Origin of the sequence: Methylomonas sp. EFPC1, assembly GCF_016925515.1 — a bacterium.
Lineage (GTDB): Bacteria > Pseudomonadota > Gammaproteobacteria > Methylococcales > Methylomonadaceae > Methylomonas > Methylomonas defluvii.
Map to the genome: position 1 here is coordinate 4,864,559 of NZ_CP070494.1, position 26,054 is coordinate 4,890,612.

At 53.5% G+C, this 26,054-nt stretch carries 26 protein-coding genes; 9 read left to right on the forward strand and 17 right to left on the reverse strand.

Translation table 11 applies throughout. The features are described from left to right. The first annotated feature begins 124 nt into the window (after nt 1–124). Nucleotides 125–1,036: a response regulator gene (locus JWZ98_RS22335; protein WP_205452287.1), complete on the forward strand. Its 912-nt coding sequence runs from the start codon at nt 125–127 to the stop codon at nt 1,034–1,036. Nucleotides 1,037–1,059: 23 nt separating this feature from the next. Here the strand turns inward: JWZ98_RS22335 and JWZ98_RS22340 are convergent, their stop codons facing one another. Continuing rightward, the gene (locus JWZ98_RS22340; protein WP_205452288.1) at nt 1,060–1,581 is read right to left on the reverse strand and encodes a GNAT family N-acetyltransferase; all 522 of its coding nucleotides are present in this window, start codon (nt 1,579–1,581) and stop codon (nt 1,060–1,062) included. A 145-nt stretch (nt 1,582–1,726) separates the two neighbouring features. On the opposite strand from JWZ98_RS22340, the gene JWZ98_RS22345 reads away from it, so the two are divergent. Next, nucleotides 1,727–2,476 carry a zinc ribbon domain-containing protein gene (locus JWZ98_RS22345; protein WP_205452289.1) on the forward strand — a complete coding sequence of 250 codons (750 nt, stop codon included), beginning with the start codon at nt 1,727–1,729 and terminating at the stop codon, nt 2,474–2,476. An 11-nt stretch (nt 2,477–2,487) separates the two neighbouring features. Here JWZ98_RS22345 and JWZ98_RS22350 read toward each other — a convergent pair whose 3' ends face one another. The 11 genes from JWZ98_RS22350 to JWZ98_RS22400 form a co-directional block, all read right to left on the reverse strand. Then, on the reverse strand, nt 2,488–2,958 hold the full coding sequence (locus JWZ98_RS22350; protein WP_192392320.1) for a hypothetical protein: 471 nt from the start codon (nt 2,956–2,958) through the stop codon (nt 2,488–2,490). Between the two features lie 192 nt (nt 2,959–3,150). After that, complete coding sequence (locus JWZ98_RS22355) at nt 3,151–3,558, reverse strand: hypothetical protein (protein WP_205452290.1); 408 nt, start codon at nt 3,556–3,558, stop codon at nt 3,151–3,153. Next, the gene (locus JWZ98_RS22360; RefSeq protein WP_205452292.1) at nt 3,555–5,294 is read right to left on the reverse strand and encodes an Hsp70 family protein; all 1,740 of its coding nucleotides are present in this window, start codon (nt 5,292–5,294) and stop codon (nt 3,555–3,557) included. The genes JWZ98_RS22355 and JWZ98_RS22360 overlap by 4 nt, the downstream gene beginning before the upstream one ends. Nucleotides 5,295–5,311: 17 nt before the next feature. Next, nucleotides 5,312–5,962 (reverse strand): nucleotide exchange factor GrpE, encoded by a 651-nt coding sequence (grpE, locus tag JWZ98_RS22365; protein WP_205452294.1) that lies wholly within the window; start codon nt 5,960–5,962, stop codon nt 5,312–5,314. Beyond that, nucleotides 5,959–6,294 carry a DnaJ domain-containing protein gene (locus tag JWZ98_RS22370; RefSeq protein WP_205452297.1) on the reverse strand — a complete coding sequence of 112 codons (336 nt, stop codon included), beginning with the start codon at nt 6,292–6,294 and terminating at the stop codon, nt 5,959–5,961. The genes grpE and JWZ98_RS22370 overlap by 4 nt, the downstream gene beginning before the upstream one ends. Before the next feature lie 6 nt (nt 6,295–6,300). Continuing rightward, nucleotides 6,301–8,790 (reverse strand): hypothetical protein, encoded by a 2,490-nt coding sequence (locus JWZ98_RS22375; protein WP_205452299.1) that lies wholly within the window; start codon nt 8,788–8,790, stop codon nt 6,301–6,303. 298 nt (nt 8,791–9,088) lie between these two features. Further along, nucleotides 9,089–9,559, reverse strand: a complete 471-nt coding sequence (locus tag JWZ98_RS22380) for a chromate resistance protein ChrB domain-containing protein (RefSeq protein WP_205452305.1) — start codon at nt 9,557–9,559, stop codon at nt 9,089–9,091. A 208-nt stretch (nt 9,560–9,767) separates the two neighbouring features. Further along, complete coding sequence (locus JWZ98_RS22385) at nt 9,768–10,865, reverse strand: IS5 family transposase (protein WP_205451336.1); 1,098 nt, start codon at nt 10,863–10,865, stop codon at nt 9,768–9,770. A gap of 55 nt (nt 10,866–10,920) precedes the next feature. Beyond that, nucleotides 10,921–11,841 (reverse strand): LppY/LpqO family protein, encoded by a 921-nt coding sequence (locus JWZ98_RS22390; RefSeq protein WP_205452306.1) that lies wholly within the window; start codon nt 11,839–11,841, stop codon nt 10,921–10,923. Further along, the gene (gene chrA, locus JWZ98_RS22395) at nt 11,838–13,229 is read right to left on the reverse strand and encodes a chromate efflux transporter (protein ID WP_205452307.1); all 1,392 of its coding nucleotides are present in this window, start codon (nt 13,227–13,229) and stop codon (nt 11,838–11,840) included. Before chrA ends, JWZ98_RS22390 begins: the two co-directional genes overlap by 4 nt. Then, entirely contained in the window at nt 13,226–14,167 is a 942-nt protein-coding gene (locus JWZ98_RS22400) for a chromate resistance protein ChrB domain-containing protein (RefSeq protein ID WP_240348145.1), read from the reverse strand. Before JWZ98_RS22400 ends, chrA begins: the two co-directional genes overlap by 4 nt. Nucleotides 14,168–14,469: 302 nt before the next feature. Here JWZ98_RS22400 and JWZ98_RS22405 point away from each other — a divergent pair, with 302 nt between their 5' ends. From JWZ98_RS22405 to JWZ98_RS22420, 4 genes are all read left to right on the forward strand, one after another. After that, nucleotides 14,470–15,318, forward strand: coding sequence for an aldo/keto reductase (locus tag JWZ98_RS22405; protein ID WP_205452308.1), 849 nt, complete (start codon nt 14,470–14,472; stop codon nt 15,316–15,318). A gap of 302 nt (nt 15,319–15,620) precedes the next feature. Beyond that, entirely contained in the window at nt 15,621–17,651 is a 2,031-nt protein-coding gene (locus JWZ98_RS22410; RefSeq protein WP_205452309.1) for a TonB-dependent receptor, read from the forward strand. A gap of 17 nt (nt 17,652–17,668) precedes the next feature. Further along, nucleotides 17,669–18,178, forward strand: a complete 510-nt coding sequence (locus JWZ98_RS22415; RefSeq protein ID WP_205452311.1) for a YfiR family protein — start codon at nt 17,669–17,671, stop codon at nt 18,176–18,178. Next, entirely contained in the window at nt 18,175–20,100 is a 1,926-nt protein-coding gene (locus JWZ98_RS22420; protein WP_205452312.1) for an ATP-binding protein, read from the forward strand. Before JWZ98_RS22415 ends, JWZ98_RS22420 begins: the two co-directional genes overlap by 4 nt. 14 nt (nt 20,101–20,114) lie before the next feature. On the opposite strand, the gene JWZ98_RS22425 is transcribed toward JWZ98_RS22420, so the two are convergent. The 4 genes from JWZ98_RS22425 to JWZ98_RS22440 are packed head-to-tail and all read right to left on the reverse strand — an operon-like array spanning nt 20,115 to nt 22,220. Further along, nucleotides 20,115–20,591, reverse strand: a complete 477-nt coding sequence (locus JWZ98_RS22425) for a CreA family protein (protein ID WP_205452314.1) — start codon at nt 20,589–20,591, stop codon at nt 20,115–20,117. A 40-nt stretch (nt 20,592–20,631) separates the two neighbouring features. Further along, nucleotides 20,632–21,108, reverse strand: a complete 477-nt coding sequence (locus tag JWZ98_RS22430) for an MEKHLA domain-containing protein (RefSeq protein ID WP_205452318.1) — start codon at nt 21,106–21,108, stop codon at nt 20,632–20,634. A gap of 9 nt (nt 21,109–21,117) precedes the next feature. Next, a complete protein-coding gene (locus JWZ98_RS22435) occupies nt 21,118–21,816 on the reverse strand; it encodes an RES family NAD+ phosphorylase (protein WP_205452319.1) in 699 nt (232 codons plus the stop codon). Beyond that, entirely contained in the window at nt 21,816–22,220 is a 405-nt protein-coding gene (locus JWZ98_RS22440; RefSeq protein ID WP_205452320.1) for an MbcA/ParS/Xre antitoxin family protein, read from the reverse strand. The genes JWZ98_RS22435 and JWZ98_RS22440 overlap by 1 nt, the downstream gene beginning before the upstream one ends. Nucleotides 22,221–22,550: 330 nt before the next feature. On the opposite strand from JWZ98_RS22440, the gene JWZ98_RS22445 reads away from it, so the two are divergent. From JWZ98_RS22445 to JWZ98_RS22455, 3 genes are all read left to right on the forward strand, one after another. Next, entirely contained in the window at nt 22,551–23,372 is an 822-nt protein-coding gene (locus JWZ98_RS22445; RefSeq protein WP_205452321.1) for a hypothetical protein, read from the forward strand. A gap of 149 nt (nt 23,373–23,521) precedes the next feature. Further along, nucleotides 23,522–23,971, forward strand: a complete 450-nt coding sequence (locus tag JWZ98_RS22450) for a hypothetical protein (protein ID WP_205452322.1) — start codon at nt 23,522–23,524, stop codon at nt 23,969–23,971. A gap of 308 nt (nt 23,972–24,279) precedes the next feature. Next, a complete protein-coding gene (locus JWZ98_RS22455) occupies nt 24,280–25,377 on the forward strand; it encodes an IS5 family transposase (protein WP_205451336.1) in 1,098 nt (365 codons plus the stop codon). Nucleotides 25,378–25,541: 164 nt separating this feature from the next. Here JWZ98_RS22455 and JWZ98_RS22460 read toward each other — a convergent pair whose 3' ends face one another. Next, a complete protein-coding gene (locus JWZ98_RS22460) occupies nt 25,542–26,012 on the reverse strand; it encodes a hypothetical protein (protein ID WP_205452324.1) in 471 nt (156 codons plus the stop codon). Nucleotides 26,013–26,054 lie beyond the last annotated feature (42 nt).

Sequence of the window (26,054 nt, forward strand, 5' to 3'; positions counted from 1 at the left end):
GGGCAAAATGGGGATTGGCCGCTAAACTTTGTTTCGAAACGCTATTTTCTATCACAGCAGACTGTCTATGAGGCCAAGGCTACTAAAATGTTTGCATTATCCGTAGCCTCAAGGAGATTTGGCGTTGAAATCCAATTCCGACTATAAAGCCAGCATCCTCATCGCCGACGATGTGAAACTGATGCGGGACATCCTCCGCACATATCTGCAATCTGCCGGTTACGAAGTTCAATCCGCCGAGGACGGGCTCGAAGCCTGGCAGATGTTGAACAGCAGCGAAAAGCCGTTTGACATTGTGGTTACCGACCGCAACATGCCGCAGATGGATGGCATGGCCTTATTGGCCAAGATCAAAGCTGACCCGCGCTTTAGCGATCTGCCGGTTATTTTCCAGACCGGTGAGTCATCGCGGGAGTCGATCGTGGAAGGCATTCAAGCCGGGGTTTACCATTACCTTACCAAGCCCTACGACGAAAAAATTTTACTGGCTTTCGTAGCGGCAGCGCTGGAAGACAGCCGCCGCCACAAGACTTTGAGAACCCGGATTAGCAACAAAAAGGTGGCGCTGGGTTTATTGAGAAAAGCGGAGTTTTCTTTCCGGACCTTGAGCGAGGTCAATGGCTTGACCGCACTGCTGACCGGGTTGTCATGCAACCCGGAAAGAGTCGCCACGGGGCTTTCCGAATTGCTGCTCAACGCAGTCGAGCATGGCAATCTGGGCATTAGTTATCAAGAAAAAACCGAATTGGTAGGTCAAGGTTGTTGGCGGGAAGAAATCGAGCGCCGACTGGGTTTGCCCGAATATAAAAACAAATTCGTGCAGGTTAAAATCGTTAGAACACCCACTCAGACCATCTTTACCATCAAAGACCAGGGCAAGGGCTTCGATCCATCTCCTTACCTGGATTTCTCCCCGGAACGCGCCTCCGATCTGCATGGCCGCGGCATAGCCTTGTCGCGAATGCTGAGTTTCGACTCACTGGAATACATTGGAAACGGCAATCAAGTGATTGCCACCGTTAATTTACCGACCTAGGTTCTGCGCTTAAACAAGCTGGCTTACAGGCACTTCTCCAATAACTCCAGAGACAAATCCGCCACTTTTGGTGTCCACATCTCGGGATTTATCGGAAACGCTTTGCTGATGCCGGTACGCCGATAGCCGCGCCGTTCGTAAAACGCCATCAGCTCGGCCCGACAAGGGATCACCGCCATCACCAAATGATTAACTCCCCAAGTTTGCACGGCCTCTACTTCCGCCGCCGCCAACAAACGCTTGCCAATCCCCAAACCTTGCATAGCCGGCGCGACCGCCAACATGCCGATATGCACCTGTTGATCGACTTTTTGTAAATGCACCGAACCTAACAACTCTCCCTGCCGCCGACACTGCAAAATCATAGACCCCGCACCGCTGATTAAGTCCAGAATATCCGCCGCATCGGTGCGCCGGCCATCCAGCAAATCGGCTTCGGTGGTCCAGCCCTGCCGGCTGGATTCGCCGCGATACGCCGCATTGATAAACTCCGCCAATTGCTCGGCATCAGCCGGTTCGGCTCTGGTAAATGTCAGTTCCAACATGATTAACCTCAAAAAAGTCGCTGCTTCGGCAAATTAACTTGCGCACAATAAAACCTTCCCGGAGCAGAAAAAATCCCGGCCTTGCTGCTAAGGTTTATGGGCACTAAGCTGCGTTCATCTTCCCCACCAAGCCTGGAGCGCCAACATGAAGCCATGCCCCAAGTGTCATCGGGATGTGCTGCCCGCAGAGGAAACCTGCCCGCACTGCGGCATCGTCTTTGCCAAATATTACAAATACCACGGCGATACAAACTCCCCGGCGGCGGAACGCTCGCAAGTTGTCATTACTATTGATGCCCCCGCAGACTCGGTATTTGGCGACGACGCCTACCGGGACAACGAAGCCATCTTTATCGGGCGCTGCCTATTATTACCTGGATTTTTGCTGTGGAGCTGGTTGCTGATTACGCCGGGTCTGGCCAGCAATGCGGCCGGCGAATCGTTTCTGCATTTGGTCAACCTGCCGTTTCACGAAGCTGGCCATGTGATTTTCCGGCCGTTCGGGCAATTTATCACCTCGCTGGGCGGCACCCTCGGCCAAATTCTGATGCCGACGATTTGCATGTTGACCTTGCTGCTAAAAACCCGCGATCCGTTCGGCGCCTGCTTGTGTTTATGGTGGGTGGGCGAGAACTTCTTGGACATTGCCCCATATATCAACGACGCCCGCGCCGGGCAACTGCCCTTGCTGGGCGGCAATTTCGGCCATTCCGCGCCATACGGTTTTCACGATTGGGAATATTTACTGACCGAATCCGGCCTATTGGCCCAGGATCATGCGCTGGCTAAACTCGCGCAGTTACTCGGTGCGATGTTGATGATAGCGGCGCTGATCAGCTGCGGTTACGTGTTGTTCAAACAGTGGCAAAAGCTGACGAGCCCGAAACCCGATTAGCCGCCAAGAATTTAGCCCAACCATGCTTTCACTTTGGCCTTCACCTGCGCTTTTACCTGTCGCGACCAACGGTAAATCTCGGTATCGACAATCTTGGCATGCGCCCATTGCAGCCAACCCATCACGGTGTGATAAACAAAAGCGATAAGCCCGAAGGTCAGCAACTGCGGCTTGGTCAATTTAAATACCCGCGACACCAGCAAGGTACCGAGTAGCTTGGCGAACACCTCTAATAGAATGCCTTGCAACAACAGGCCATGTACTATCAAAGACAGCGCAGCCAGATTCAGCGGAGTGACGATCAATACTGGAATCGTAAATGCCAGCAAAGCCATGGCCGGCGAAGTTTGCGCCAACCAACGCTCAACACTTTCCAGCCTGAGCAGCAGAGCCAGATAGTGTCCGCAAGCGGACAGGAAATCCCACAACCATTCCTCAATGATCAGCAGGATGGCCAGCAGCGTAAGCAGGAGTTTTTTCACAATTATTTCCCGTAGTTGGACTCAGACACTATAACCAAGCGCACTTGCGCTTGTCGCCAATTTATTAATCCGGCCCGGTTTATCGCTGGTATGCCCTTCGACAAACTCATTACCCTCAAGGGCATAAAGGCGAATGGTATTCAGGACCGGGTAATAGCCGGAAGCGTAGCTTAGCGGCAATCCGCTAACAGCCTAAGCAACACTATGATTTGATTCCACTTGCGCCGACAACTGGGCAATCATCTCGGCAAATCGGCGCAAGGTTTCATTGTCAGCTTGCAACATCTGTAACAGACTGAGAATACCACGCGCTTCTTGCCAATCCTGCCGGCCCAAATTTTCGTACAGCACCCGATACAACTGCTGGATCAAGAAGCCATGTAACAGCTTGGCTGCCGGCGCTTGCTTGAAACTCAAGGAGCGCAGCACCGCCGGCACCGCGATAGCCAAGCGTCCGGCCCGCGTGGTTTGTAATGCGACGCCTAGCCACTGCTCGGCCAAGCGTTGGCTACGAAAGATGTGCTGCAACTCCGCACCGCAACGCGGGCACGCCGTGGCCGCACCGAGCCGGGCGTTGCAAGCCGGGCAGCGCGGTATCACGATTCCAGGTAGTAGAGGATGTCGTTCAAGCGCTCGACCGGCTGTTTCAGACCGACCTCGTCACCGCTTTCCAGACACGTCGAGATAGCTTCGATCAGATCCACCATGTCTTCCTTGTCTTCGGCGGAAACGGTTTCGAATAAGGCTTCGGCCTTCTTGATGACTTGCCGCGCGGCAGCCACGGCCTGGCTTTCCGGAACCGAATCCACCTCGCCAGCGGCCGAATTGCCGAACAAGCCGTCGATACGCTGTTTGGCGCTGCTCAGTTCGCCGCTATCGAAGCGGGAGATCGCGTTGTTGATGGTAATGGCTTTTTCCTTGCCGGAGGCTTTCTCGCGGGCCGACACATGCAAGATGCCGTTCAAATCCAGTTCCAGCGTCAAGGTGATAATGTTGCCCGCCGGCACGTCCAACAAGCCTTCGACCAAAAATTCGCCGATTTCAACGTTGTTCAACGCATCCGGGTCCTCGCCTTGAAAAATCCGCACGTTCACTTCGCGTTGATTGTCGTGATAGGTTTCGAAAGCCTCGGACTTACGCACCGGCAACACGCTGTTTTTATGCACAATGGGGATGTATTGATACGGATAAGGCATGCCGTCCAGGTAGCCGACCGCGCAGGTGCCGAAGGTATAGGGCGTCACATCGACCAAGACCGTGCCGATGTCCTCGCCGTTGATCATCGCCGCCTGCATCGCCGCGCCCATCGCCACGCACAGATCGGGATCGACTTCGCCGTGCGGTTCGAAACCGAATTCCTCGAACAGGCGCTCGCGGATGCACGGCGTGCGCGTTGAACCGCCGACCAGTATGATTTCGTCGATGTCGGAGGCGATCAGTTTCGCGCCCTTCAGCGCGATGTGGGTGGCGTCCAGCGTGGCGTTGATGTGGTCGGCGATCAGATCTTCGTAGTCCGCACGCGCCAGTTCCAGCGTCAAATGCAGCGGCGTGCCTTGGCGTTCCAGCAAATATTCTTCCTCTATCATCGCGTAGGGTTCGTCGGATAATTGTAATTTTGCCTGCTCCGCCGCCCTTACGATGCGCGCCATCGCCTTGCCGTGCGGCTCGACTTCGATGCCGAATTGCTGGCGAATATGCGCCAAAATCCGCTCGACGATCAGTTGATCGAAATCGTCGCCGCCCAAGTGATTGTCGCCATGGCTGGCCAGCACCTCGACGACGCCGCTCTGCACGCTGACCACCGACACATCGAAGGTACCGCCGCCCAAGTCGTACACCAGCATACGCTTGGCTTCGAGCCGGCCGGCACCGTACACCAGCGCGGCGGCGGTCGGCTCGTTAATCATCCGCACCACCTCCAGCCCGGCGATTTCGCCGGCTTCGCGGGTCGCCTGGCGCTGAGCGTCGGAAAAATAGGCCGGTACGGTAATCACCGCCTTGACTATAGGCCGGCCGACATAGGCTTCGGCAATGCTTTTCAAGCGTTTCAGGATGATCGCGGAGATTTCCTGCGGCGTGTAGGCCTGACCGGCCATCGAGACCCGCGTATCCTGGCCCATCAGGCGCTTGATCGACTTGACGGTGCGCTCCGGATAAATCAGGTATTGATTGCGGGCGCTGGCGCCGACCAGAATCTCGCCGTTATCGTCCAGCCCGACGAAAGACGGCAAGATCTTGTTGCCGTTGTCGGTGATCACGGTGACTTTGCCGTTTTCGACGATGGCGACTTCCGAGTTCGTGGTCCCTAGATCGATGCCGATGATGATGTCGTTCATATGTGTTCCCTGGATGCTTAAAGTTTATTGACCTTGACTTCCGCCAAGCGCAGCACTTGATCGTCGATTAAAAAGCCCTTGCGCAGTTCTTCCAACACGACGGCGTTTGCCTGCGAGGGATCGTTGCCGATCGCGAGGGTCGTCATGGTCCGCGCGTCGAAGGGCTGGCCGACGCAATCGATGGCAAACACCCGCCGGCGTTGCAGCATCTGTTCCAAACGCTTCAACGTGATTTCCTGACCTTCGCCAACACTGGCGATGAAGCGCACGTCTTGTGGTTTGGAATGCCGGAACAAGCCATCGACCGGCCGATACTGTTGCAAGGCCCGATAGCCGGCATCGAGCCGGTCGTACATATCCAGCCATTCCAGCAGCAGGGCTCGCTCGTCCTCCCGACGTTGTTGCTGCAGACGTTCGTTGGCTTTCGCCAGTTCCTCCGCTAGGGCTTGATTGTCGGCTTTCAGCGCAACGACCGCCTCGTTCAAGCTCTCCAGCGTGGCTTTAAATTGCCGCGACTCGGCTTTGACTTCGGTTTTCAAACCGGCTAGATCGCTGAATAGGGCGGTCAAATCCGGTTGCTCGAGAGCGGTCAGATGGGCGAAGTCGGTTTCCTGTAGATAGTGCTGCAAGGCTGTCAGCAACTCGTCTTGCGGGGTGTCGGTGGTCATGATGGCGTTTTAGTCAATTGAGCGAGCGATTTTTCGATGGTCAGCGTGCTCGCCAGCTTTAGGAAATCGTCCACAGGCATAGTCTCGCCAGTAGCCGATTGGCCGAAGGCTTGCGCCAGCAACGTGTCGAATTCGACACGCGGCATAGCAAACAATGCGTGGCGCAAGCGGCGGTCTTGGTCTTTGATCGCTTCGAAAGCCTCCTGGATTTCGCGAAAGCGCGCGGGATCGCGGTCGGGCGGATTGTCCTTGACCCGCTGCAAATAGGCTTGTTTGATGTCGGCGTCGGTGGCCTGTTCGGGCACGCCCAGAATACGGTACGGTGAAATCATCGATACTCAATTGAAAGGCAGTGAATATTGCGGGGAGTTATTCTCAAATCGCGCGACGATGTCGTCGAAACCGACGCCGATCTCGACCTTAAGTTCCTCCGCGCCGGCGAGTATAGCCACCGACCAGAGGAAATCCTGGTTCATAAACAAGATCGCCAGACGTTGCTGACCGAGCTGGTCGCCGTATTGACGCATAATTTGGGCGGCGAAATAATCGGGACCGCGTTTGCGCATGATCTCCTCGATTTTCTTTTCGATGCGCTTGAACATGGCATCCGGAATGGGGCCGAACAAGTCCTCTATCGGATCGTCGCTGATTGACGGCTGGTCGAAGTCTTCAGCTTCATCTTCGAGCGGCTCGGGAGTGCCGCTGACCCGTTCGAGCAGGCGCGCGATCAACCCGGCGGTCCTGTTGTCGTTATCCGCCCGCGCGTCTGCCAACCCAATTTTCAAGCGGTATAAGCTCATTAAATCCAAGTGGCTGGCATCGCCCTGGCATTCGGCAAGCGTCCGGTAATACATCAAGGCCGGGGTATGTCGGCGGGCCTGAGCCATTTTGGCGCAGTGCTTCAATAGCTCGTAATGGCCGACCTTCTCTAAAGCCTGGCACCAGGCGAGCAGCAGCGCTTCATGGTCCAGTAGCCATTCCACCGACTTTTTCAGCGGCGCTTTGACTTTGTCCAGGGCTTTCAGCAACAGGCTGTTATCGTCCAATTGCTCGTCGTAATAATCCAGCAAGCCGATCAGCCGCTGCAATTGCGGGGCGGACAGCAGATAGTCCTTAAACGCCGGCAGCGCGCGGCTAAGCCCCTGTGTCGGCAGTTCCAGCAATCCGGCTTCGATCTGCGCCTGCACATGCATATTAACCGGATCGTCGTACAGGCTTGCCAGGGTATCGGCGATGCGTTGCAAGCCCTGGGCTTTGTCCTCGGCCTGCCACAGATAAAATCCGCGCAACAACTCCGCTTGGCGGCGCAGGCTTTTATCGATGGTTAATTGTTCGGCCGCTTGAATTTCCTTTTCCACCAAATGAAATTTCTCGGCTTTCACCAAGCGGCGGGCATGGGCCATGTGATTGGCAAACAATAGCTGTTTAGCCAAGGTATTCACGGGATCGATCTGCAACAAGGCTTTGGCGTAAGCCGCCGCCTTTTTAAAGGCTTTTCGGGCGGCGGCCGATTTGGCTGCCCGCACCAACAAGTCGGTATCGGTGGGAAAACGTTGCAGGCCACGTTCCAACCAGTGTTCGTACTGAGCCGCATTCGGCCGCTGTTCCTGGTAAACCGTTAACAGCTTCAGATAGCTTTGCCGGTCGTCGGGATCGTACTCCAGACTGTCGGCCAACATCGCCGCCGCTTCGCCGGAATAAGCCTTATCGGCCATGCGCCTGAGGATCAACGCAATTTTTCGGTCATTGGCCGGCCGGTCTTGTTTCAGAATATCGATGCAGCGTTGCCAGAAAAAGCCGGCGTCGTAGGCGTTTTCGGCTTGTTCGTGCAACAAGGCCTGCAAGCGGTTTTCCTCGAACGGGTCCTTGCTGGCGAAGTGTTTGAAATAGTCTTTTTCACCGCCCGCATACTCGGCCAAGGCCCCCAGGCAATAGGCTTGCGCGGCAGCGTTGCCGAATACGTCGCGATATTGTAGGACCAGATTGAAGCGGGTCTTGGTGTCGGGCTGGCCGTTGAGTTTGACCAGCGCTTCCAATAACTGGCTCTGACGGGCATTGAGACCTTTGGCCTGAGCAACGATGCGGCGCTGATTGTGTTCCAGACTCGACAGGCTGGCAACGAAATCCGCGCCGGATTGCCGATAAGCCAAGCAGGCCTTAGCCAGCGGTTGATAAGGCGATTCGTCGGGGATTTTGGCTAACATGGCGGGTGCTTGCTCGATGTCCGCGCCAGCCAGCAGCTGCGCTTTCAGCAAGCTGCGCAAATCGCGAAACGCCGAACGAAACGGCAATGGTTTCAAGGCCTGCTCGCAACGTTCCCGCTCGCCGTTGCGATAGGCCGCCAGCGCCGCGCTTATACACTCCCAATGATTGAGCAATGCGGAATCCTGGGGCAAATGCGGCAACAGTTCCGTGGCCCCGGAGACCAACATCGCTCCCAGATATGCCGAAAGCACTGGAAACTCTTCGTCCAACTGCCGAGCATTCAACCCATCCAATATAGCGTAAGCTTTGCGCTCGTTTTTGCCGGCCAACAGCCACAACAGGTAAGCGTCTTGCGCTTGCAGCGGCGGTTGCGCGTTAGCCGCGTAATTTTCCCAAAGTACGCAGGCTTCCTTGAACATTGCCTTGGCCGCCATTCCCTTGGCCCGTTGCAGATAACAATCGGCCAAGCAGCGTTTGGTTTCGGCGTCGGCCGATTGCTTCAACAGTTCCTTGAATAAATCGCCTGCCTCCTTATAGCGCCCGGCGGCATAGTGCGCCTGCGCTTTTTCCGGTAACGACGATTCCGAGAGCCCGGCGGAAATTTTCTGGATGATTTTTTTCACGGCTGTTTAGGGATTAGCCCTCGCTTTAAAAAAGAACATTATAAAGCAGCACCTGCATACTAGGCCGGTTTGCTTTCATGTCCAGACTTCGATTCCAGTTCCTTTGAAGGGTCAGTAATGAACGATGGATGTTCACAGACTTTTTTGAACTTTAAAGGGATAGCTTGCGAATCGGCTGTTGAGCTAACTGACATTCTGCCGGATACGAACGAGCAAAATCGACCCAATGCAGTCAAATCATAACGAAAAAAAATCTGACTGCTGCTAAATTCAAAGCTGACCTTGCTAACTGTTTTTCTTATGGCTTGCTAGTAAGCGTCAATTCGGGCGGCCAATTGTGCGTTTCAGCTTGGCAATTTTGGCACCAAGCGAATAGCGCATCGTACATGACCATTCCATGTGCAAGCATTTCCAGATCATCTTTAAAAACGTGTGATAGCCCCAAAGAGATGGCATACAAACCCGATGATTGCGGTGTCAAATCCAATTTCGATGTATCAGCTCCACGTACAATGGCCGCTAATTGTTTTAATGCCGGATCGTCGAGCTGATAGTGGTTCAAAAAGGCATCGAAACTGCATAACCCATCGACATGACTGAGTTCCGCACCAGGAATGTCATAAGGAATGGCACCTGTTTCTTCGGCGATTTGGAAAACCTGATCACCAAGCACATAGAGAAATTCCGCCTCGGCATCGATAAATCGGGCAATCAGCCAGGGACAAGCGATGCGGTCAATTTTGGGCCGTTCACGGGTAATCCACTTCATGACGATGCCTCAGTTTTTGGCTTGTAATTCCAAAGCGGTTTTAACAGGCTGGTGAAAAACCCGCCGATATTTCCCCTTACCCACGATGTAAGTGATTTTTTCGAGTTGAAATCGGTCATGACATCGAGTTTCAAGCGTTTTGCCCCGGTTTCAAGGGCTTTTTATTCGCCTGAAGCCGTCTGTGGACGGTTTTCAGGCGAACTTCACCCTAGGCGGGTGCACTCCACGCCGGTTTCGGCGTGAACACCAATAGGTTGAGCATGCGCGTCAGGTTGTAGGCGGCAAAGCAAAACAAGGCCTGACCCGCGACTTTGGCTAAGCCGATGTGACGGGTTTTGCGCAGGCCGCCGACCGTTTTGACCCAGCCAAAGGCTTCTTCGACGATTTTGCGGCGCTTGAGACTTTGGGCGTAACCTTTGCCGCGAGCGGTCCGGCCATCGACGACACTGCCGGTCTTTTTGCGGGCCACATGGGCTTTGATGTCACGGGACTCGAGTCCGTTGACGAACGCCGCTTGGTCGTAGCCTTTGTCGGCACCGACGCTGCCGCCTTGGGGCACGCGGCGTTTGATCATGTTTTGCGCGGCTTCGATTTCGGCGGTGCCGGTGGCTTGAGTGGTTTCGACATCGACAATCAGGCCGTTGCGATTCTCGGACAAGGCATGGGTGATGTAACGCAGTTTGGCCTCGGTGTATTCGCCTTTCTTGTAAAGCCGGGCTTCGGGATCGGTCGTACTGTGGTGGGTGGCGTTGCTGCGCTTTTCGCCGCTGAAGTCGACCTCGGGATTGCGGCCGGCGGGTTTGTCCGGGCCGCTGCCGTCTTTTTTAACGAAGCTTTTATGCGAGGCCCAGGCTTCAATGAGGCTACCGTCGACGCTGAAGTGTTCGTCGGACACCAGATTTTGCCATTCGGCTATGGCCAGTACCCGCTCAAAAAATTCGCGACTCAGGGCTTCGGACAGCAGGCGTTCGCGGTTGGCGCTGAACACGCTGCGCTCCCAGACAGCATCGTCGATACCCAAACCAACAAACCAGCGAAACAACAGGTTGTAGTCCAGTTGTTCCATCAACTGACGCTCGCTACGGACCGTATACAGGACTTGTAACAGCAAGGCGCGCAGCAGTTTTTCGGGGGCAATCGAGGGACGGCCAGTGTGCGAGTAACGCGCGGCAAAGACGGCATCCATCGAGGCCAGTACGCCATCGACCAACAGCCGTAAACGGCGCAACGGATGCTGCTTGGGAATGCGGTCTTCCAGGTTGATGTAGCTGAACCAGTTGTTTTGGATGGCATCGTGTCCGCGCATTGAAAGGCTCCAAATTTAGGTAGCCTATTTTAACAGTTGGCGGCTCATCTATGCCTTAGCTTACTTGGCTTTTCGAGTTTTTCACCAGCCTGTTAAAGGCTTTCGCCAAATCGTTGGCTCGGCCTTCGCCCCAATAGTGCAGGAAGACGATTCTGGGCGATTCACCCACCATGTGATTATGGATCGTGGTAATGCCAGAACCCCGCAATGACTTCAAGACGCCTTGCAGTTCGGCTTCCAACACAGCGAAGTCGCCTTCAACAATCGCTTTGTCGTCACTGCCCGCGAATACCGCCCAGGTGTTGACGCCCATGGTTTTGCCGACGCTATGTCCATCCATTTGTGTGGTGCGGCCTATCGTTACCTTATAAACTTCTCCGGCCTTTTCGAGCGGGACGCCAAGGATTTGTTCGAGTGGTTTGGGATCGAGCGAGGTTTTGGCGGCATCGAATGCTTTGGGCTTGCTTTTCGGTTTAGTGCTACTGGTTTCCTGAATTTTGGTAAAGACTTTGCCAATGCCGATTGCCAAGGCATCGACATCGCCCATACCGCCGATGTGCATGAACATCACTTTGGGCGTATCCCACAGAAAATGGTTATGTAAGGCCGTTACTTCGATGCCATTGTCCAGTGCGGTACTCATCACCGGATTGATCTGGTCTTCCGCCAGCACCATATCGCCCATGACCATGGTCTTGTCGCCTGCCGGCGTAAAGCTGACCCATGAGGTGAAACCGGTGGCGGCCGTCATTTTGACTCCGGCTACGCTGACAGCGAGATCGCTACGAGGCAAAGCCACTCGAAACACATTTTCGGCGCTATCCAGTTTGCCTTTGGCGCCGGTGAGTAGTTCGATTTTAGCGGTATCCAACGATACGGCTACCGCATGTTGACTGGACTCCTGAGCGACAGCGTTTCCCACCAGTAGAGGTGCCATGAGCAACGGTAAAACGGAAAATTGATGTAAGCGTTTCATAAAACGACTCCTTGCTGGGCAAGCCAGATTTTGACGAAATGGAACAATAAGCCCGTGATGCCGCAGGCCATAATCACGGGAATGACATTCACCTTGTAACGGAACAGTGCCCAGAATGCACATAGACTGATGAGTGCCGAAAACGCATCAAAAACTCCTGAGAATCCTTGTGGCCAGAATACGTGCCAGGCAAAAAAAACCGCCAGATTCAGGATGACGCCGACCACGGCAGCGGTAATGCCGGTCAACGGCGCGGTGAATTTCAGGTTGCCGTGGGTCGATTCCACGATCGGACCACCGGCCAGGATGAACAAAAAACTGGGCAGGAAGGTGAAGTAGGTCACCACGGTTGCCGCCACCGCACCCGCCAGCAGCAAGTGCTCGTCGCCGAACACTTGCTGGCTCCATCCTGCGACAAAGCCAACGAAAGTCACCACCATGATCAAGGGGCCGGGCGTGGTTTCGCCGAGCGCCAGGCCATCGATCATTTGCTGCGGCGTCAGCCAGTGGAAATGTTCGACCGCACCTTGATAGACATAAGGCAACACCGCATACGCGCCGCCAAAAGTCAGCAAGGCGGCCTTGGTGAAAAACCAGCCCATTTGCGTCAATGCGCCGTGCCAGCCGTACTCGGTACATAACCAGCCGATGACAGCACCCCATAAAATTAACCCGACGACGATTACTTTGATTAGGCCGGACCAGGAAAACAGCGCATGGGTTGGTGTCGGCGTATCGTCGTCAATCAGCGCGGGTCCGTAACTCTGCTTGGCCGCACCATGCCCGCCGCCTAAAGCAAATTTCTTTGGTAGCCATTTACCGCCCATCGCCCCCAGAATGGCGGCCAGCAAGACGATCAATGGAAACGGTGCATTCAATAAGAAGATGGCCAAAAACGCCAAGGCCGCCATGGCCCACAACAGCCCGTTTTTCAAAGCGCGCGAACCAATCCGATAAGCCGCAAACAACACAATCGCCGTCACCGCCGGTTTAATGCCGTACAGTACACCAGCTACTGCCGGGACATGACCATAGGCCATATAGACCCAACTCAAACCGATCAGAATAAGGAGCGATGGCAGTACAAATAAGCCGCCTGCCACGATGCCACCGACGCTGCGGTGCATCAACCAACCGATATACGTAGCTAATTGTTGCGCTTCCGGTCCCGGCAACAACATGCAGTAATTTAAGGCATGCAAAAAACGTTGCTCGGAAATCCAGTGCCGTCGTTCCACCAATTCCTGATGCATGATGGCAATTTGCCCAGCCGGTCCGCCAAAACTGACAAAACCCAATTTCAGCCAAAAGCTGAAGGCTTGCCAAAAACCAACAGGGTCAGGCCGTTTTTGTGGGTTATCAGAAGACGGTTTGTCTGGCTGAATCATGAATTGTTTGCTCCTTTTTCAAATGTCACCAACAAGCTGTCAAACACCGCGCTGGCTGCCGTCAATAATTGACCGTCATTGGCAATGGCATCGCGCAAGCCAGCCAGCACGCTTTCGATACCCACCGCTTCCGGCGGTTGCACGCCACCGACATCCAAAAAGTGCACGAGGCTTCCTAAACGCTTGAGGGCCGGTGTTTCCAAGTCAAAACTGGCGAGCAGCACTTCAAACGTGACACGGCCATCGATATGACTGAAGCGCGCGCCGTCGAAATCGAAACCCATAGCGTCATTGGGACAAGCATCGGGTGAAGGCAGCCAAAGCAGATGCGCCTGCGGGTCAATAAACCGACGAATCAACCAAGCGCAGGCTAGCCTATCCACCCAAGGACGTTGCCGAGTTGCCCAGGTTTTACCTTGAAAATCGGCAATCGATAACAGGGTGATAGCGCCTTCGATGGGGTGTGGTTCGTCGGGCGACAACAAGCGGGCAATGGCCAATTCCAGTTGGCGTAACGCGGTTTCCGTTTGTTGCTGCGCTTCCCCAGGAAAAAAGTCGATGGCAGACAAACTGGTAAACGCTTTGCGTAGTTTACGGATTGGCTTGAGCGGGTCTTGCGCGGGATCAATAGCCAGAGCACTGCCCAATTTAGCAATATCGTCCAATAAAACAGCGTACTCTTCACTGCGATCAAACAGCGCGGCGAAATTTCCAGATTCCGGCTCGTCGGTTTTCAACACTAAGGCTGTGCCACCAGATGCTTTGACCTCTACGGCCAGACTTTCGAAGGTTTCCAGGCAATCCGCTCGATCAGGCATCAAATAGACGCCATCACGTAACACGGCAGCGCCTGACGCTTTCAAGGATCGCCAGATGCGCATCCGGGCGGTGGCGTTCTCGGTGGGCAGGCTTGTTATCAGTAGGAACCATTTATTCATGTAAATAACTATACAGTTATGTAAGTTATATTACAAAAAATAAAATCAAGGTATCACCCACCAAAACTTAAGATGAGGCAAAGAAGATCGGCGCGGGTCAGCTTTGGGCCATTAAGCGGGCACTGGTTGATCTGATTTATTAAGGGATAAAGGTCCGCTTATGGCCGAACTCAGCCGACAATATCAAGCACCCAACCCATCACCCCACACTAAGCTCACTCAACAATCCCGGATTTTAGTAGCCTCAGTAATTGACGCCCTGGCTACTATCACCGAAGATCAAGGCTTTTTCGGGAGCTGTGATGAGTGACAACGACTTTATTCTCTCCGCCGCCGGGGTACGCATGCCGGGCATTATTTACGGTACGGCCTGGAAGCAGGAGCGTACCGCCGCACTGGTGGAACAGGCGCTAACGCTGGGGTTTCGCGGCATCGACACGGCTTGCCAGCCCAAGCATTATCACGAGGCAGGGGTTGGCGAAGGCGTCTCGGCGGCTTGCCGGAAGTTGGGCTTGCAGCGATCCGAGCTATATTTGCAAACCAAGTTCACGCCGCTGAACGGCCATGATCCGCTACGGATACCTTACGATGCCAAGGCCAGTCTATCCGAGCAAGTCGCACAGTCCTTCCAGGTTTCGTTAAAGAATCTGCAAACCGATTATCTGGATGGCTTGGTACTGCATTCGCCGCTGGCGGATCTCGCGCAGTTGTTTGAGGTTTGGCAAGCGCTGGAAGTTATCCAGCAAAGCGGCGGCGCCAAACAACTGGGTATCAGCAATTGCTATGATCCGAAATTATTCCAATTTTTGTACGACAACGCGACGGTTAAACCGGCCGTATTGCAGAACCGGTTTTATGCCGATACCGGCTACGACAAACAGCTGCGGGCGTTTTGCCGGCAGCGGCAGATCGTTTATCAAAGCTTCTGGACGCTGACGGCCAATCCTAAAATCCTGGCTGACGCGGCTGTGAAAACGCTGGCGGAAAAATACCTGCGCGGCCCGGCGCAGATATTCTTCCGCTATTTAACGCAGAACGGCATCGTGCCGTTAACCGGCACCACATCCGCCGAGCATATCCGCGAGGATTTGGCTATTTTCGAGTTTGAGTTGAGTAGCGCGGAATGCGCGGCGGTGGAGGCCTTGCTTTAAGCGTTTCGATGGCGCTAAGACTCAACAGCCAATTCCCAAAAAAAGCCTCTCCCCCGGCAGAGGCTTATAGAACGGCGGTAAGTCACTGTTTTATAACCCTCATCCTAACCTTCTCCCGAAGGGAGAAGGAACAAAACTCCTCTTTTACGATACCCCCTGGGGGAGAAGCTTTTATTAAATCCCACAAGCTGCCAAGTTTGTAATGGATCTCTATTGACCTGACCCATCATCAACTGATTTGCCCAGTTAACGGTTAAGGCTTTTATAATAACGGGAACCTTGCCTCTTCAAGCCCAAATGTCATGCTGATTAACCGTTATCTGCGTCAATTTGCCTACCTATGCAGCGGGCTTTGCCTGGTGCATGCCAACGTGCTTGCTCAAGGCAATCCAGCCGACATCGAAGCGACCAACGAATTGCTGCCGCTAAGTTGGGAGGAACTCACCGAACTGGAAGTATCCAGTCTGGCGCGGCAGGAACAAACGGTTAAAGACAGCCCAGCCGCAGCATTTGTAATCACTTCCGAAGACATCCGCCGCTCCGGCGCCACCAGCTTGCCGGAAGTTCTGCGCATGGTGCCTGGTATGAATGTGGCTAAAATCAACGCCTGGAATTGGGCGGTCAGCGCGCGCGGTTTTAACGATCTATATGCCAACAAGCTGCAAGTGATGATAGACGGCCGCAGCATTTATGATCCGCTGATCAGCGGGGTCTATTGGGGCCAGCAAAATCCGTCGCTGCCGGATATAGAACGCATCGAAGTGTTGCGCGGCCCCAGTGGCAGTTTGTGGGGCGCGAATGCCGTGAACGGCACCATCAACATCATCACCCGTTCGGCTCGCGATACTCAGGGCGGTTTGCTTAATGCCGGCGGTGGCACCGAGGAACGCGGCTTCGGCGGGATTCGTTACGGCCAGAAATTATCCGAATCCACCTTTCTGCGCGGCACGATCAGTACGATGGTGCGCGACGCCAGCATCGATCTGGCCGGCAGGCAAGACACCCACGACACCGGCGATACCGAAACCGCCAATTTTCGCCTGGACAGCCAACTCAGCGCCCAGGACAAACTGATGGTGGAAGCCAACGTCTCCCGCTACCGGTTGGGCGGCTACTATATCGGTAAAACCTCGACGACAGCACCGCTGTGGCAAAACGACGACTTTGGCAGGGACGGCGTGACCGGCAGTTTGCAGGGCAATTGGTCTCATCGCACCGACAGCGGCCACGACTGGCGACTGAATATGGCGTTTACCCAAACCGAATGGCAATTGGCGGTGAATCGGATGAGCCGCTCGCATTACGATTTGGACTTTCAACACACCCTGCCGGCCATCATCGACAACCACAAACTGATGTGGGGGGTGAACTATCAAAATATCTCCGATAGTTTCGATAACACGCTGACTCTGGGTTTCGAACCCGAGCAATTAACGCAGCACAATGTCGGGGTATTTTTACAGGATCAAATCGGCTTGACCGACGACCTGACCCTAACGCTGGGCAACCGGGTGGAGCATTTCACCTTCACCGGCTGGGAAACCGAGCCCAACGCCCGGCTGCTGTGGACACCCAACAAACAGCACAGCCTGTGGGCCGCGGTGTCGCGCGCCGTGGTCCTGCCGAATAGGGCGCAACACAGCATTCGTTTATTCAAACAAATCCCGGATACCAACCGATTTTTCGAAGCCAAAGCCAACCCGGACATGCTCACGGAAAACTTGCTGGCCTACGAATTGGGCTGGCGTTGGCAAGTTTCCACTAGTCTGGATATCGACAGCGCCTTGTTTTACAACATCTATGACCGGATGCAAGGCACTAAATTTACCAGTGTGACCTATAACAACCCAACGTACGGCAACATCAAGCAGGCCACTGTGGCCAATTACCGGCAAGTGGACAGTTACGGCCTGGAGTTGGCGCTCAATTACCGGGTAAACCACGATTGGCGGCTACAAGCCTCTTACAGCGCCAACCAATTCTCGGTCAATTACGATAAAAACCAGCCCTGGTTTCGCGATCCACTCACCGAAGAACATTTCAATCCGCAACACAATCTCTCACTGCGCTCTTTATACAACCTGACCAGCGAAATCGAACTGGATGCCTGGGCGCGCTATGTCGATGAAGTGTATATCGATAGACGCAGCATTCCGGCCTATATCTCGCTGGACTTACGCCTGGGCTGGCATCCGCACAAAAATCTGGAGTTATCGATAAGCGGGCAAAATCTGCTGGATGATCAACATCCTGAATTCAGCGACGTGCTGTACATACCGGTCGCCAGCCAGATTCAACGCGGCTATCTGGCGCAAATCTCCTGGCATTTTTAAGACAGGTTATTGCGCCGATGCGTCTGCACACCCTTTTGCTACTCAGTGTCTGCGTTTGGTTCGCCGGTTTCGCGCGCGCGGAGGAAAATAGCCAAAGCCGGGAGTTTCAATTAAAGACTGCCTATCTGTTTCATTTCGCCGAGCTGGCTCAGTGGCCCAGCGCTGCGCCGGTGACGATTTGTTTGCAAGGCCGCAGCCTGTTACGCGCCTACTTGCCGGTTTTGGAAGGCCAACAAATCAACGGTAATGCGGTGCATGTCAATTTGGCCGACGCCCCCGACATCACCCAATGCAGCATCTTGTTTCTAAGCGACCTAGTCGGATTAACGCCGGTATTAGCCGAGCAAGCCCGGCAACATCATGTGTTGTTGGTCGGCGACGTGGAAAACTTTGCTAACCACGGGGGTATGGTGCAATTTACGTTGCGCGACAACAGGTTAAAACTGGTGGTAAATTTAGCCGCGGTGAAATCAGCCGATTTAAAGCTGAGTTCGAAATTACTGCGGATGGCCGAAATAATAGAATGACAGCGTCAACAAATCCTCGCATTTCCATCAGCCGCAAGCTGGGTAAAATCCTGCGAGTGATGGTGATGTTAAGCCTGATGGTAGCGACGGTGTCGCTGTCGATTCGGGAATATTCGGCTTTGCAGCAGAACATTGGGCAAAAATTGACCTTGACCGCGAATATGATCGGTCAAAACAGCAGCTTTGCCTTGTTGTTCGACGATAATCAAACCGCCCAGGAAATATTGGATGCGCTGGCCCACGATCCGGACATCATCGCCGGGCAAATCCAAACCCCCAGCGGCGTCACGCTGGTCCGTTACGCAAAACCGGCAAGCAATTGGCACGGCTGGTGGCCGGCCTGGCTGTCGAAAACCCGGCAGATCACGCAGCCGATTTTGCATAAAAATAAACAGATTGTCGGCCACATTACCCTGGTTGCCGATCTGAAACGCGCCTACCACTCCTTGCTGTTCAATACCCTGATTAACACCGGCATTATTTTGATCGCCTTGAGCGTGGTGGCCTTGTATGTGCAGCGCTTGCAACGTTCGTTTTTAGGCCCGCTGTTGAAATTGGCCAATACCGCGCGGCAAATCGAAAAAGACCACGATTACAGCCGGCGCTCGGATTATGCCGGTAACGACGAAATCAGCGATTTGGCCGAAGCCTTTAACAATATGCTGGCGCAAATCCAGGCGCACGAGACCGACTTGGAAAGCCAGGTGCGAAGCCGCACGCAGGAGCTTGAGCTCGCCAAGCGGGAGGCGGAATCCGCCAATCAGGCCAAGGGCCAGTTCCTGGCCAATATGAGCCATGAAATCCGCACGCCGATGAACGCGATTGTCGGCTTGGTGGAACTGTGCCTGAATAGCGAACTGAGCTTTAAACAACGCGAATATCTGAAACGGGTCGAGTCGTCCGCGCAGTCCTTGATGACACTGATCGGCGACATTCTGGATTTCTCCAAAATGGAAGCCGGCAAAATGCAGATGGAGACCATACCCTTTCTGCTGGAAGAGATGCTGGAGCATGTGTTTTCCACCATGCTGCAACTCAGCGCGAATAAGGGGATTCAACTGATCAGGCCGCCGGTCGGCGAGTATCACGCGGTAATCGGCGATCCGCAAAGGCTGCGGCAGGTGTTAATCAATCTCATCGGTAACGCCATCAAGTTTACCGAGCACGGCGAGATAACCGTCAGTTTCAACGAAATCAGCCGCGATGCGCACTCGGTGCGTCTGCAATTTGCCATCAGCGACACCGGCATCGGCATCACCGCCGAACAGCAAACCAAATTGTTCCAGGCTTTTAGCCAGGGCGACAGCAGCGTGACCCGCAACTACGGCGGTACCGGCCTGGGCTTGATCATATCTAAGCAGCTGATCGAACAAATGGGCGGGACGATAGAGGTCAGCAGCGAACCCGGCGTCGGCTCCACCTTTACCTTTAATGTGCTGCTGGGCGCCACCGATTTGAATACCATCCGTAATTTCCAAATCCGCCGTCACCGTACCAGCATAGACATCGGTAAATTGGCGCGGCTGCAGGGGCGGCGGGTGTTGCTGGTGGAAGATAACGAAATCAACCGCATCGTCGCCATCGAGCTATTGGAACAAGCGCAATTAGCGGTGGATATTGCCGAAAACGGCGAACTGGCCTTGGAAAAGTTGCGGCGTAACGACTACGACTGTGTGCTGATGGATGTACAAATGCCGGTGATGGACGGCTATCAAGCCACCCGGCTGTTACGGCAAATCCCGGCTTGCCGCGACCTACCCGTCATTGCGATGACCGCCAACGTGATGCACGGCGATCATCAACACTGCCTGGCCGCCGGCATGAACGACTTCATCGGCAAACCGATTCTACCGGCCACGCTTTACGAAACCTTATTGAAATGGATTAAACCGGTTGCCGACCAGCCTTTGGACCTGCGATAGCATTAATCAACGCCCTATTTACCCCAAGGCATCACCGGCACCGTCGATACACTGTTGGCCGGCGCACCCTCGATCACTTTGCGGCTGATCGCCAGATATACCAGGGTGTTGTGCTTGGCATCCCATAAACGGGTAATGTTGGTGGACTTGAAAAACAGCGAGGTGCTTTCCGAAAACACGGTTTCTTCCGTGCTCAGTTTAGCCGGCAATGTGATCGGCCCGGTTTGCCGGCAAGCCAGCGAAAATTCCGACGGATCTTCCGACAGACCCAAGCCGCCGGAAATCCCCCCCGATCTGGCCTGGCTGATATGGCAAATCACGTTAGGGATTTTCGGATCTTCAAACGCATCGACACAGACCTTGTGATTGGCGCCGATCAATTTCCAGGCCGTAGTTACGCAACCCACTTCATCGGCCCGCGCCGAGCTGGCCAGCATTAGCAACAATCCGCAGCCTAAGCGGCCGCTATGTTTTAAGGATATTTTCAGCATAAATTTCTCGCAGACAGTGAGTGGATCGAAAGGGTCAGACTCAGGGTAACAAGCGCCAGTCGCTAAAACAAGCCGCCTGACCAACATAGCGTTGCGCGCTATCGTGGACATTCCACACTACCGCGCGCTCGATCAAAAAGCGCTGGCCGGATTTGGCGATACGTATGCCGGAATAGTTGTCGATATAACCCCGGCTGGTGACTTGATTCAACAAGCGCTCCCGTTCCTCGCGGTTGACCGGTTCTGCCGAAAAGCGCGACGGCATGCCGATAAATTCCGGCCAACTTAGCTCGAATAAATTCTGCGCGGTTTGATTAGCGTAATTGAACAAAGGATCGGCGGCGGTGTTATGCGATAGCAGGGCGAAATCGACTTCATAGACTTGCCGGCCCAGCGATAAGCTTGCGGACTTTTCCAACAACGGCTTGCCCAGTAATTGCTGATAGCTGTGCAACAGCAATTGGATATGGGTTTCGTAAAAATCGTTTTCTTGGCTGGGTGCTGGCAAGTCGAGCATGGCTATCCGTTAAACCCCGGGCTGGTAAAGTTCTTTTTTATAAACTGCGCTGATTTGCCGGCCGTCCCACACATAACAGTAATGCGCGCCTTGCTTGACTGGCGCCAGCAAACGCGGTCTAAACACCGCCACACATTCGCCGCCGGCGGCTCGGACGCTGGAATAGACGACACCGTCCGCACCGTCCGCGCGTAACTGCCTGGCCCAGGCCTGCGCGGCGGCGTAATTGCCGGTGTCGGCGTCGTAAATTTCCGGTAATTCGGTTTGCCGGCCGCGAATGTCGTGCAAATCGGCATTTAAATCCGAGGCATAGCTGCGCATGTCGATGTCAATCGGCGCTTGTTGGGTCGCGGCCATAAACCGGTTGCGATGAAAACGGGTTTCGGCAATCGCGGTATCAATGTCCTTAGCGGCGTAATACACGCCGTAACTGCCGTCGCAAAACCGGCTGCCTTCTGGATTGAGATGAGTGAAGGCAGCCATGATAGGCGTGGTCCCCGGCCCGGCAATCCGATCCGCCGCCGCGACCAATCTAATTTCGCCGGCTTCGTCGCGCAGCCTGTCGTTAGTCAGCGCTTCAATGGCGAACACCACGTCCAGATCGGCCGGGTCGGCCACTCTGTCGAATAAACCCGTAGGCGGAAACCGGCTGGGCACCAAGCGCCAGCAGGGTCGCCAATCCACCTTACTGATTTTTGCAGGCAACATCAGGCCCAACCGCACTGCGCATCGAGATATTGGCGCACCACATACAAATCCGCCACCCGCCCGGACAGCATGCGTTGCAAAGCGGATTGCCCGGAAAACAGCGCGGCCTGATTAGGCTGATGCAACCAACCATCCGCCGCTTCCGGCTTGGGCAGTAAAATCTGCAAGGCTTTGTAAATCCCAAAGATATAAGACAACCTTTCCAATTTATCGGCGTTAAGACTGGCGCTTTCCGGGTTTTTCTTCCATTTAAAATAAGTGCTGCGCGAATCCAGCCCCAGTAACACCATGGCCTGCTCGACATTCAAACGCCAGGCATCGGCGATATTAAAAAAGGTCCGTAACGCCGCGCCGGCCACCAGCGCGCTGTCGGCCGGTAATGGCGCTTGAGCGGTAGACAACATAAGCCCTCCAAACAACTTATCTAAACTTTAGTTTAAAATAAGTCTATTTATGGACTTTGTCAAAGGGGATTTGGGTTTTATTTTTGGAACGCAATGAAAATTTAATACTATCTTTAATCAAATACTTAAGCTATTGGTTGTAAATACTTAGAAATCCGTTTTTGCAAAGAAAAGATTGGTAAAAGTTCAATGCCAATTTACACATAGAGTTGACTCAGCATATTCTCTAAATATGCCCAACGTTGATCTAGTGGAATTACTTTATGGTCTGTAAATCCGTCGTTAGCCCCTACTTGTAGCTTGAAAACAGAAAAATCTAGAGGAGAAAACATGAACTCGTGTCTTAGTTTTTGTATTTTGGCAAGCTCTTTATTTTTGACTGGATGCATGCAAATGAATCCCTATAAATCATCAAGCGCGCCATATCTGGACATTACCGAGGTAATAATCAGTCAATTTGGGTCTGAATGCGCCTCTGTAGCTACTCGTGCGATGCAAACCTCTGGCTACAAAGAACTCGCTACCAAGGGTTCTAATGTAATCGGAACTCAGGGCGGAATTCGTGCGTTTGTGAGTTGCCCTACAGACCGAAAAAATCCTATGGCAACCGTTATTATGAGTGGGATTTCCGACACAGAGGTGAAGGGTGGTGGCGAAGTATTGCAACGAAATCTTTCTGATGCGAGCTTCGATTTCTTGGTACAAGAACAAACCAAATCTGGATGTGATCTTGGTAAGATGGAACCGTCTGGGATTTCATATGAAAGTGACGGGACAGAAGTGCACCACTATCTCAACGGATGCAAGGAATATAAGGGCCAAAATGGGCGCCTGAAGGTAATTGCTGCAGATGGAACGATAGTGCCTAACGAGGTTGCTTATCGAAATGCTCAATGGTTTCAAGATCCACAGCTACTCATGTCTTCGGTTATTCCGTTATCAGCGCCGCCGCCGCCCTCCACAAACAACAAGGAAAACACGTGGCTCAAGTCCCATTCCGATCGATTGCTTAAATTAATCGTTGACATCGTTCCCGAAGACAAGTCAGCAGAATCTCATTATCTTAAACTTAAAAAACCAACATCGTCAGTCTTCGAAAAAATCGAGCAACGTACAAATACTATACAATTTTTGGTTGAAAAGAAGCGTTGATGCAATCTTATTACTCTGCAATTTTACCGTGGCTATTGAAGGGCATACTAGTGGTTTTACTTTGTTTCTCGCAGATATTATTGGCGGGAAATACTTCAAATCCGTCTGAAAGCGTTTCCTCGGTCATAACGGAACGTTGGGAGGATTTGTTGAAGGAACACAACCCAATCAATCAGGAATATGTTGGTCCTGTCTCTCCCAAGAGCCAAGTAACCTTACCGGCGCCACCAGAGGCTAGTTCGACGGTTGACCCGACTGTATTGGATGCCTATCGAACTTCTGTCCGTGAATATTACATTTACCTGGAAAATAGGCTAAAACACCGCCAGAAGGTGTTTCATTGGCAATATTATTCCTCAATAGTAATATTTTTCGTCGTTATCATCCTCGTGGGTACCGGTATTTATTTTGCCGCAGTCCAGTTCCATCATGGACTGAAGCAGGGCGGAGATGAAAAAGAAACAATCACACAATTAGAAGCCACTACATCAGGAATAAAAATTAGCTCTCCCGTGTTAGGTGTTCTGATACTAATTATATCCTTAGTATTTTTCTATTTATATTTGGCCTTCGTTTACCCTATTAACGAATTGCTTTAATTGCCTAATTGTTATTTTTTTCAAAGTTAGCCCAAGACCCGGACTAATCAAAGAATATGCAAACATTCATCGTTTGGCAGTCGTTATGTTGGAGTTCATAGCTCACCCAAAACCTGCTCCCCACTATCTACACTCTAACGAAAAACAACTCTCTTTCGAACTTTGTCAAACGCGTTTTGCCTAGCCGCCGGAGCGCCTCCAAACGATTTGGACTAACAGGCTGGTGAAAAACTCGAAAAGCCAAGTAAGCTAAGGCATAGATGAGCCGCCAACTGTTAAAATAGGCTACCTAAATTTGGAGCCTTTCAATGCGCGGACACGATGCCATCCAAAACAACTGGTTCAGCTACATCAACCTGGAAGACCGCATTCCCAAGCAGCATCCGTTGCGCCGTTTACGGCTGTTGGTCGATGGCGTACTGGCCTCGATGGATGCCGTCTTTGCCGCGCGTTACTCGCACACTGGCCGTCCCTCGATTGCCCCCGAAAAACTGCTGCGCGCCTTGCTGTTACAAGTCCTGTATACGGTCCGTAGCGAGCGTCAGTTGATGGAACAACTGGACTACAACCTGTTGTTTCGCTGGTTTGTTGGTTTGGGTATCGACGATGCTGTCTGGGAGCGCAGCGTGTTCAGCGCCAACCGCGAACGCCTGCTGTCCGAAGCCCTGAGTCGCGAATTTTTTGAGCGGGTACTGGCCATAGCCGAATGGCAAAATCTGGTGTCCGACGAACACTTCAGCGTCGACGGTAGCCTCATTGAAGCCTGGGCCTCGCATAAAAGCTTCGTTAAAAAAGACGGCAGCGGCCCGGACAAACCCGCCGGCCGCAATCCCGAGGTCGACTTCAGCGGCGAAAAGCGCAGCAACGCCACCCACCACAGTACGACCGATCCCGAAGCCCGGCTTTACAAGAAAGGCGAATACACCGAGGCCAAACTGCGTTACATCACCCATGCCTTGTCCGAGAATCGCAACGGCCTGATTGTCGATGTCGAAACCACTCAAGCCACCGGCACCGCCGAAATCGAAGCCGCGCAAAACATGATCAAACGCCGCGTGCCCCAAGGCGGCAGCGTCGGTGCCGACAAAGGCTACGACCAAGCGGCGTTCGTCAACGGACTCGAGTCCCGTGACATCAAAGCCCATGTGGCCCGCAAAAAGACCGGCAGTGTCGTCGATGGCCGGACCGCTCGCGGCAAAGGTTACGCCCAAAGTCTCAAGCGCCGCAAAATCGTCGAAGAAGCCTTTGGCTGGGTCAAAACGGTCGGCGGCCTGCGCAAAACCCGTCACATCGGCTTAGCCAAAGTCGCGGGTCAGGCCTTGTTTTGCTTTGCCGCCTACAACCTGACGCGCATGCTCAACCTATTGGTGTTCACGCCGAAACCGGCGTGGAGTGCACCCGCCTAGGGTGAAGTTCGCCTGAAAACCGTCCACAGACGGCTTCAGGCGAATAAAAAGCCCTTGAAACCGGGGCAAAACGCTTGAAACTCGATGTCATGACCGATTTCAACTCGAAAAAATCACTTACATCGTGGGTAAGGGGAAATATCGGCGGGTTTTTCACCAGCCTGCTAATCCTGTTCCGATCTGGATTTCCAGGCCGCTCGGGCCACCAGAATCGTCGCGGTTAGAAAACCGACCGTGGTCAGGGTAAAACTGATGCCGGCCTGAATCGGGAAGTGCGGTTCGACCGTTAAAGCGGAGGCCGCCGGCTTCGCCGACAATCCCCTTAGTAAAAACGACAACGGGTTGAAAAACGCCCCAAAGCAACAGGCGCTCACCACCCATGCCGGCGGCGTGACCGCATATTGTCGAAACAGCAAAAAGAATATAAACAGAAACTGGGCCATCATCAGGTAATCGATGTGGGCGCGGATAATGTCGGCCCGTTCGACCAGGTGGCCGGCCAACGCACCGTCGGGAAAAAACAGCGTAAAGCCCAATACCCAGGCAATGCTCAAGGCTGTCGCCAGGCAAAATATGGCAAACGCCAGTAGGAATACGTTGGCCATCGGTTCGGGTGGAAATTTTTGCTTGCTCATGATTATCCTCAAAGTGATAGGGCGCTTAGCCCCGCTGATTGA

Bases quoted from the DNA above. Each gene is read 5' to 3' on its own strand.
- JWZ98_RS22390 (WP_205452306.1), bottom strand. From the start codon at position 11,841: ATGAAACGCTTACATCAATTTTCCGTTTTACCGTTGCTCATGGCACCT.
- JWZ98_RS22430 (WP_205452318.1), bottom strand. From the start codon at position 21,108: ATGCTCGACTTGCCAGCACCCAGCCAAGAAAACGATTTTTACGAAACC.
- JWZ98_RS22340 (WP_205452288.1), bottom strand. From the start codon at position 1,581: ATGTTGGAACTGACATTTACCAGAGCCGAACCGGCTGATGCCGAGCAA.
- JWZ98_RS22385 (WP_205451336.1), bottom strand. From the start codon at position 10,865: ATGCGCGGACACGATGCCATCCAAAACAACTGGTTCAGCTACATCAAC.
- JWZ98_RS22420 (WP_205452312.1), top strand. From the start codon at position 18,175: ATGACAGCGTCAACAAATCCTCGCATTTCCATCAGCCGCAAGCTGGGT.
- JWZ98_RS22410 (WP_205452309.1), top strand. From the start codon at position 15,621: ATGCTGATTAACCGTTATCTGCGTCAATTTGCCTACCTATGCAGCGGG.
- JWZ98_RS22440 (WP_205452320.1), bottom strand. From the start codon at position 22,220: ATGTTGTCTACCGCTCAAGCGCCATTACCGGCCGACAGCGCGCTGGTG.
- chrA (WP_205452307.1), bottom strand. From the start codon at position 13,229: ATGATTCAGCCAGACAAACCGTCTTCTGATAACCCACAAAAACGGCCT.
- JWZ98_RS22345 (WP_205452289.1), top strand. From the start codon at position 1,727: ATGAAGCCATGCCCCAAGTGTCATCGGGATGTGCTGCCCGCAGAGGAA.
- JWZ98_RS22445 (WP_205452321.1), top strand. From the start codon at position 22,551: ATGAACTCGTGTCTTAGTTTTTGTATTTTGGCAAGCTCTTTATTTTTG.
- JWZ98_RS22435 (WP_205452319.1), bottom strand. From the start codon at position 21,816: ATGTTGCCTGCAAAAATCAGTAAGGTGGATTGGCGACCCTGCTGGCGC.
- JWZ98_RS22370 (WP_205452297.1), bottom strand. From the start codon at position 6,294: ATGATTTCACCGTACCGTATTCTGGGCGTGCCCGAACAGGCCACCGAC.
- grpE (WP_205452294.1), bottom strand. From the start codon at position 5,962: ATGACCACCGACACCCCGCAAGACGAGTTGCTGACAGCCTTGCAGCAC.
- JWZ98_RS22415 (WP_205452311.1), top strand. From the start codon at position 17,669: ATGCGTCTGCACACCCTTTTGCTACTCAGTGTCTGCGTTTGGTTCGCC.
- JWZ98_RS22380 (WP_205452305.1), bottom strand. From the start codon at position 9,559: ATGAAGTGGATTACCCGTGAACGGCCCAAAATTGACCGCATCGCTTGT.
- JWZ98_RS22400 (WP_240348145.1), bottom strand. From the start codon at position 14,167: ATGAATAAATGGTTCCTACTGATAACAAGCCTGCCCACCGAGAACGCC.
- JWZ98_RS22455 (WP_205451336.1), top strand. From the start codon at position 24,280: ATGCGCGGACACGATGCCATCCAAAACAACTGGTTCAGCTACATCAAC.
- JWZ98_RS22425 (WP_205452314.1), bottom strand. From the start codon at position 20,591: ATGCTGAAAATATCCTTAAAACATAGCGGCCGCTTAGGCTGCGGATTG.
- JWZ98_RS22360 (WP_205452292.1), bottom strand. From the start codon at position 5,294: ATGAACGACATCATCATCGGCATCGATCTAGGGACCACGAACTCGGAA.
- JWZ98_RS22405 (WP_205452308.1), top strand. From the start codon at position 14,470: ATGAGTGACAACGACTTTATTCTCTCCGCCGCCGGGGTACGCATGCCG.
- JWZ98_RS22460 (WP_205452324.1), bottom strand. From the start codon at position 26,012: ATGAGCAAGCAAAAATTTCCACCCGAACCGATGGCCAACGTATTCCTA.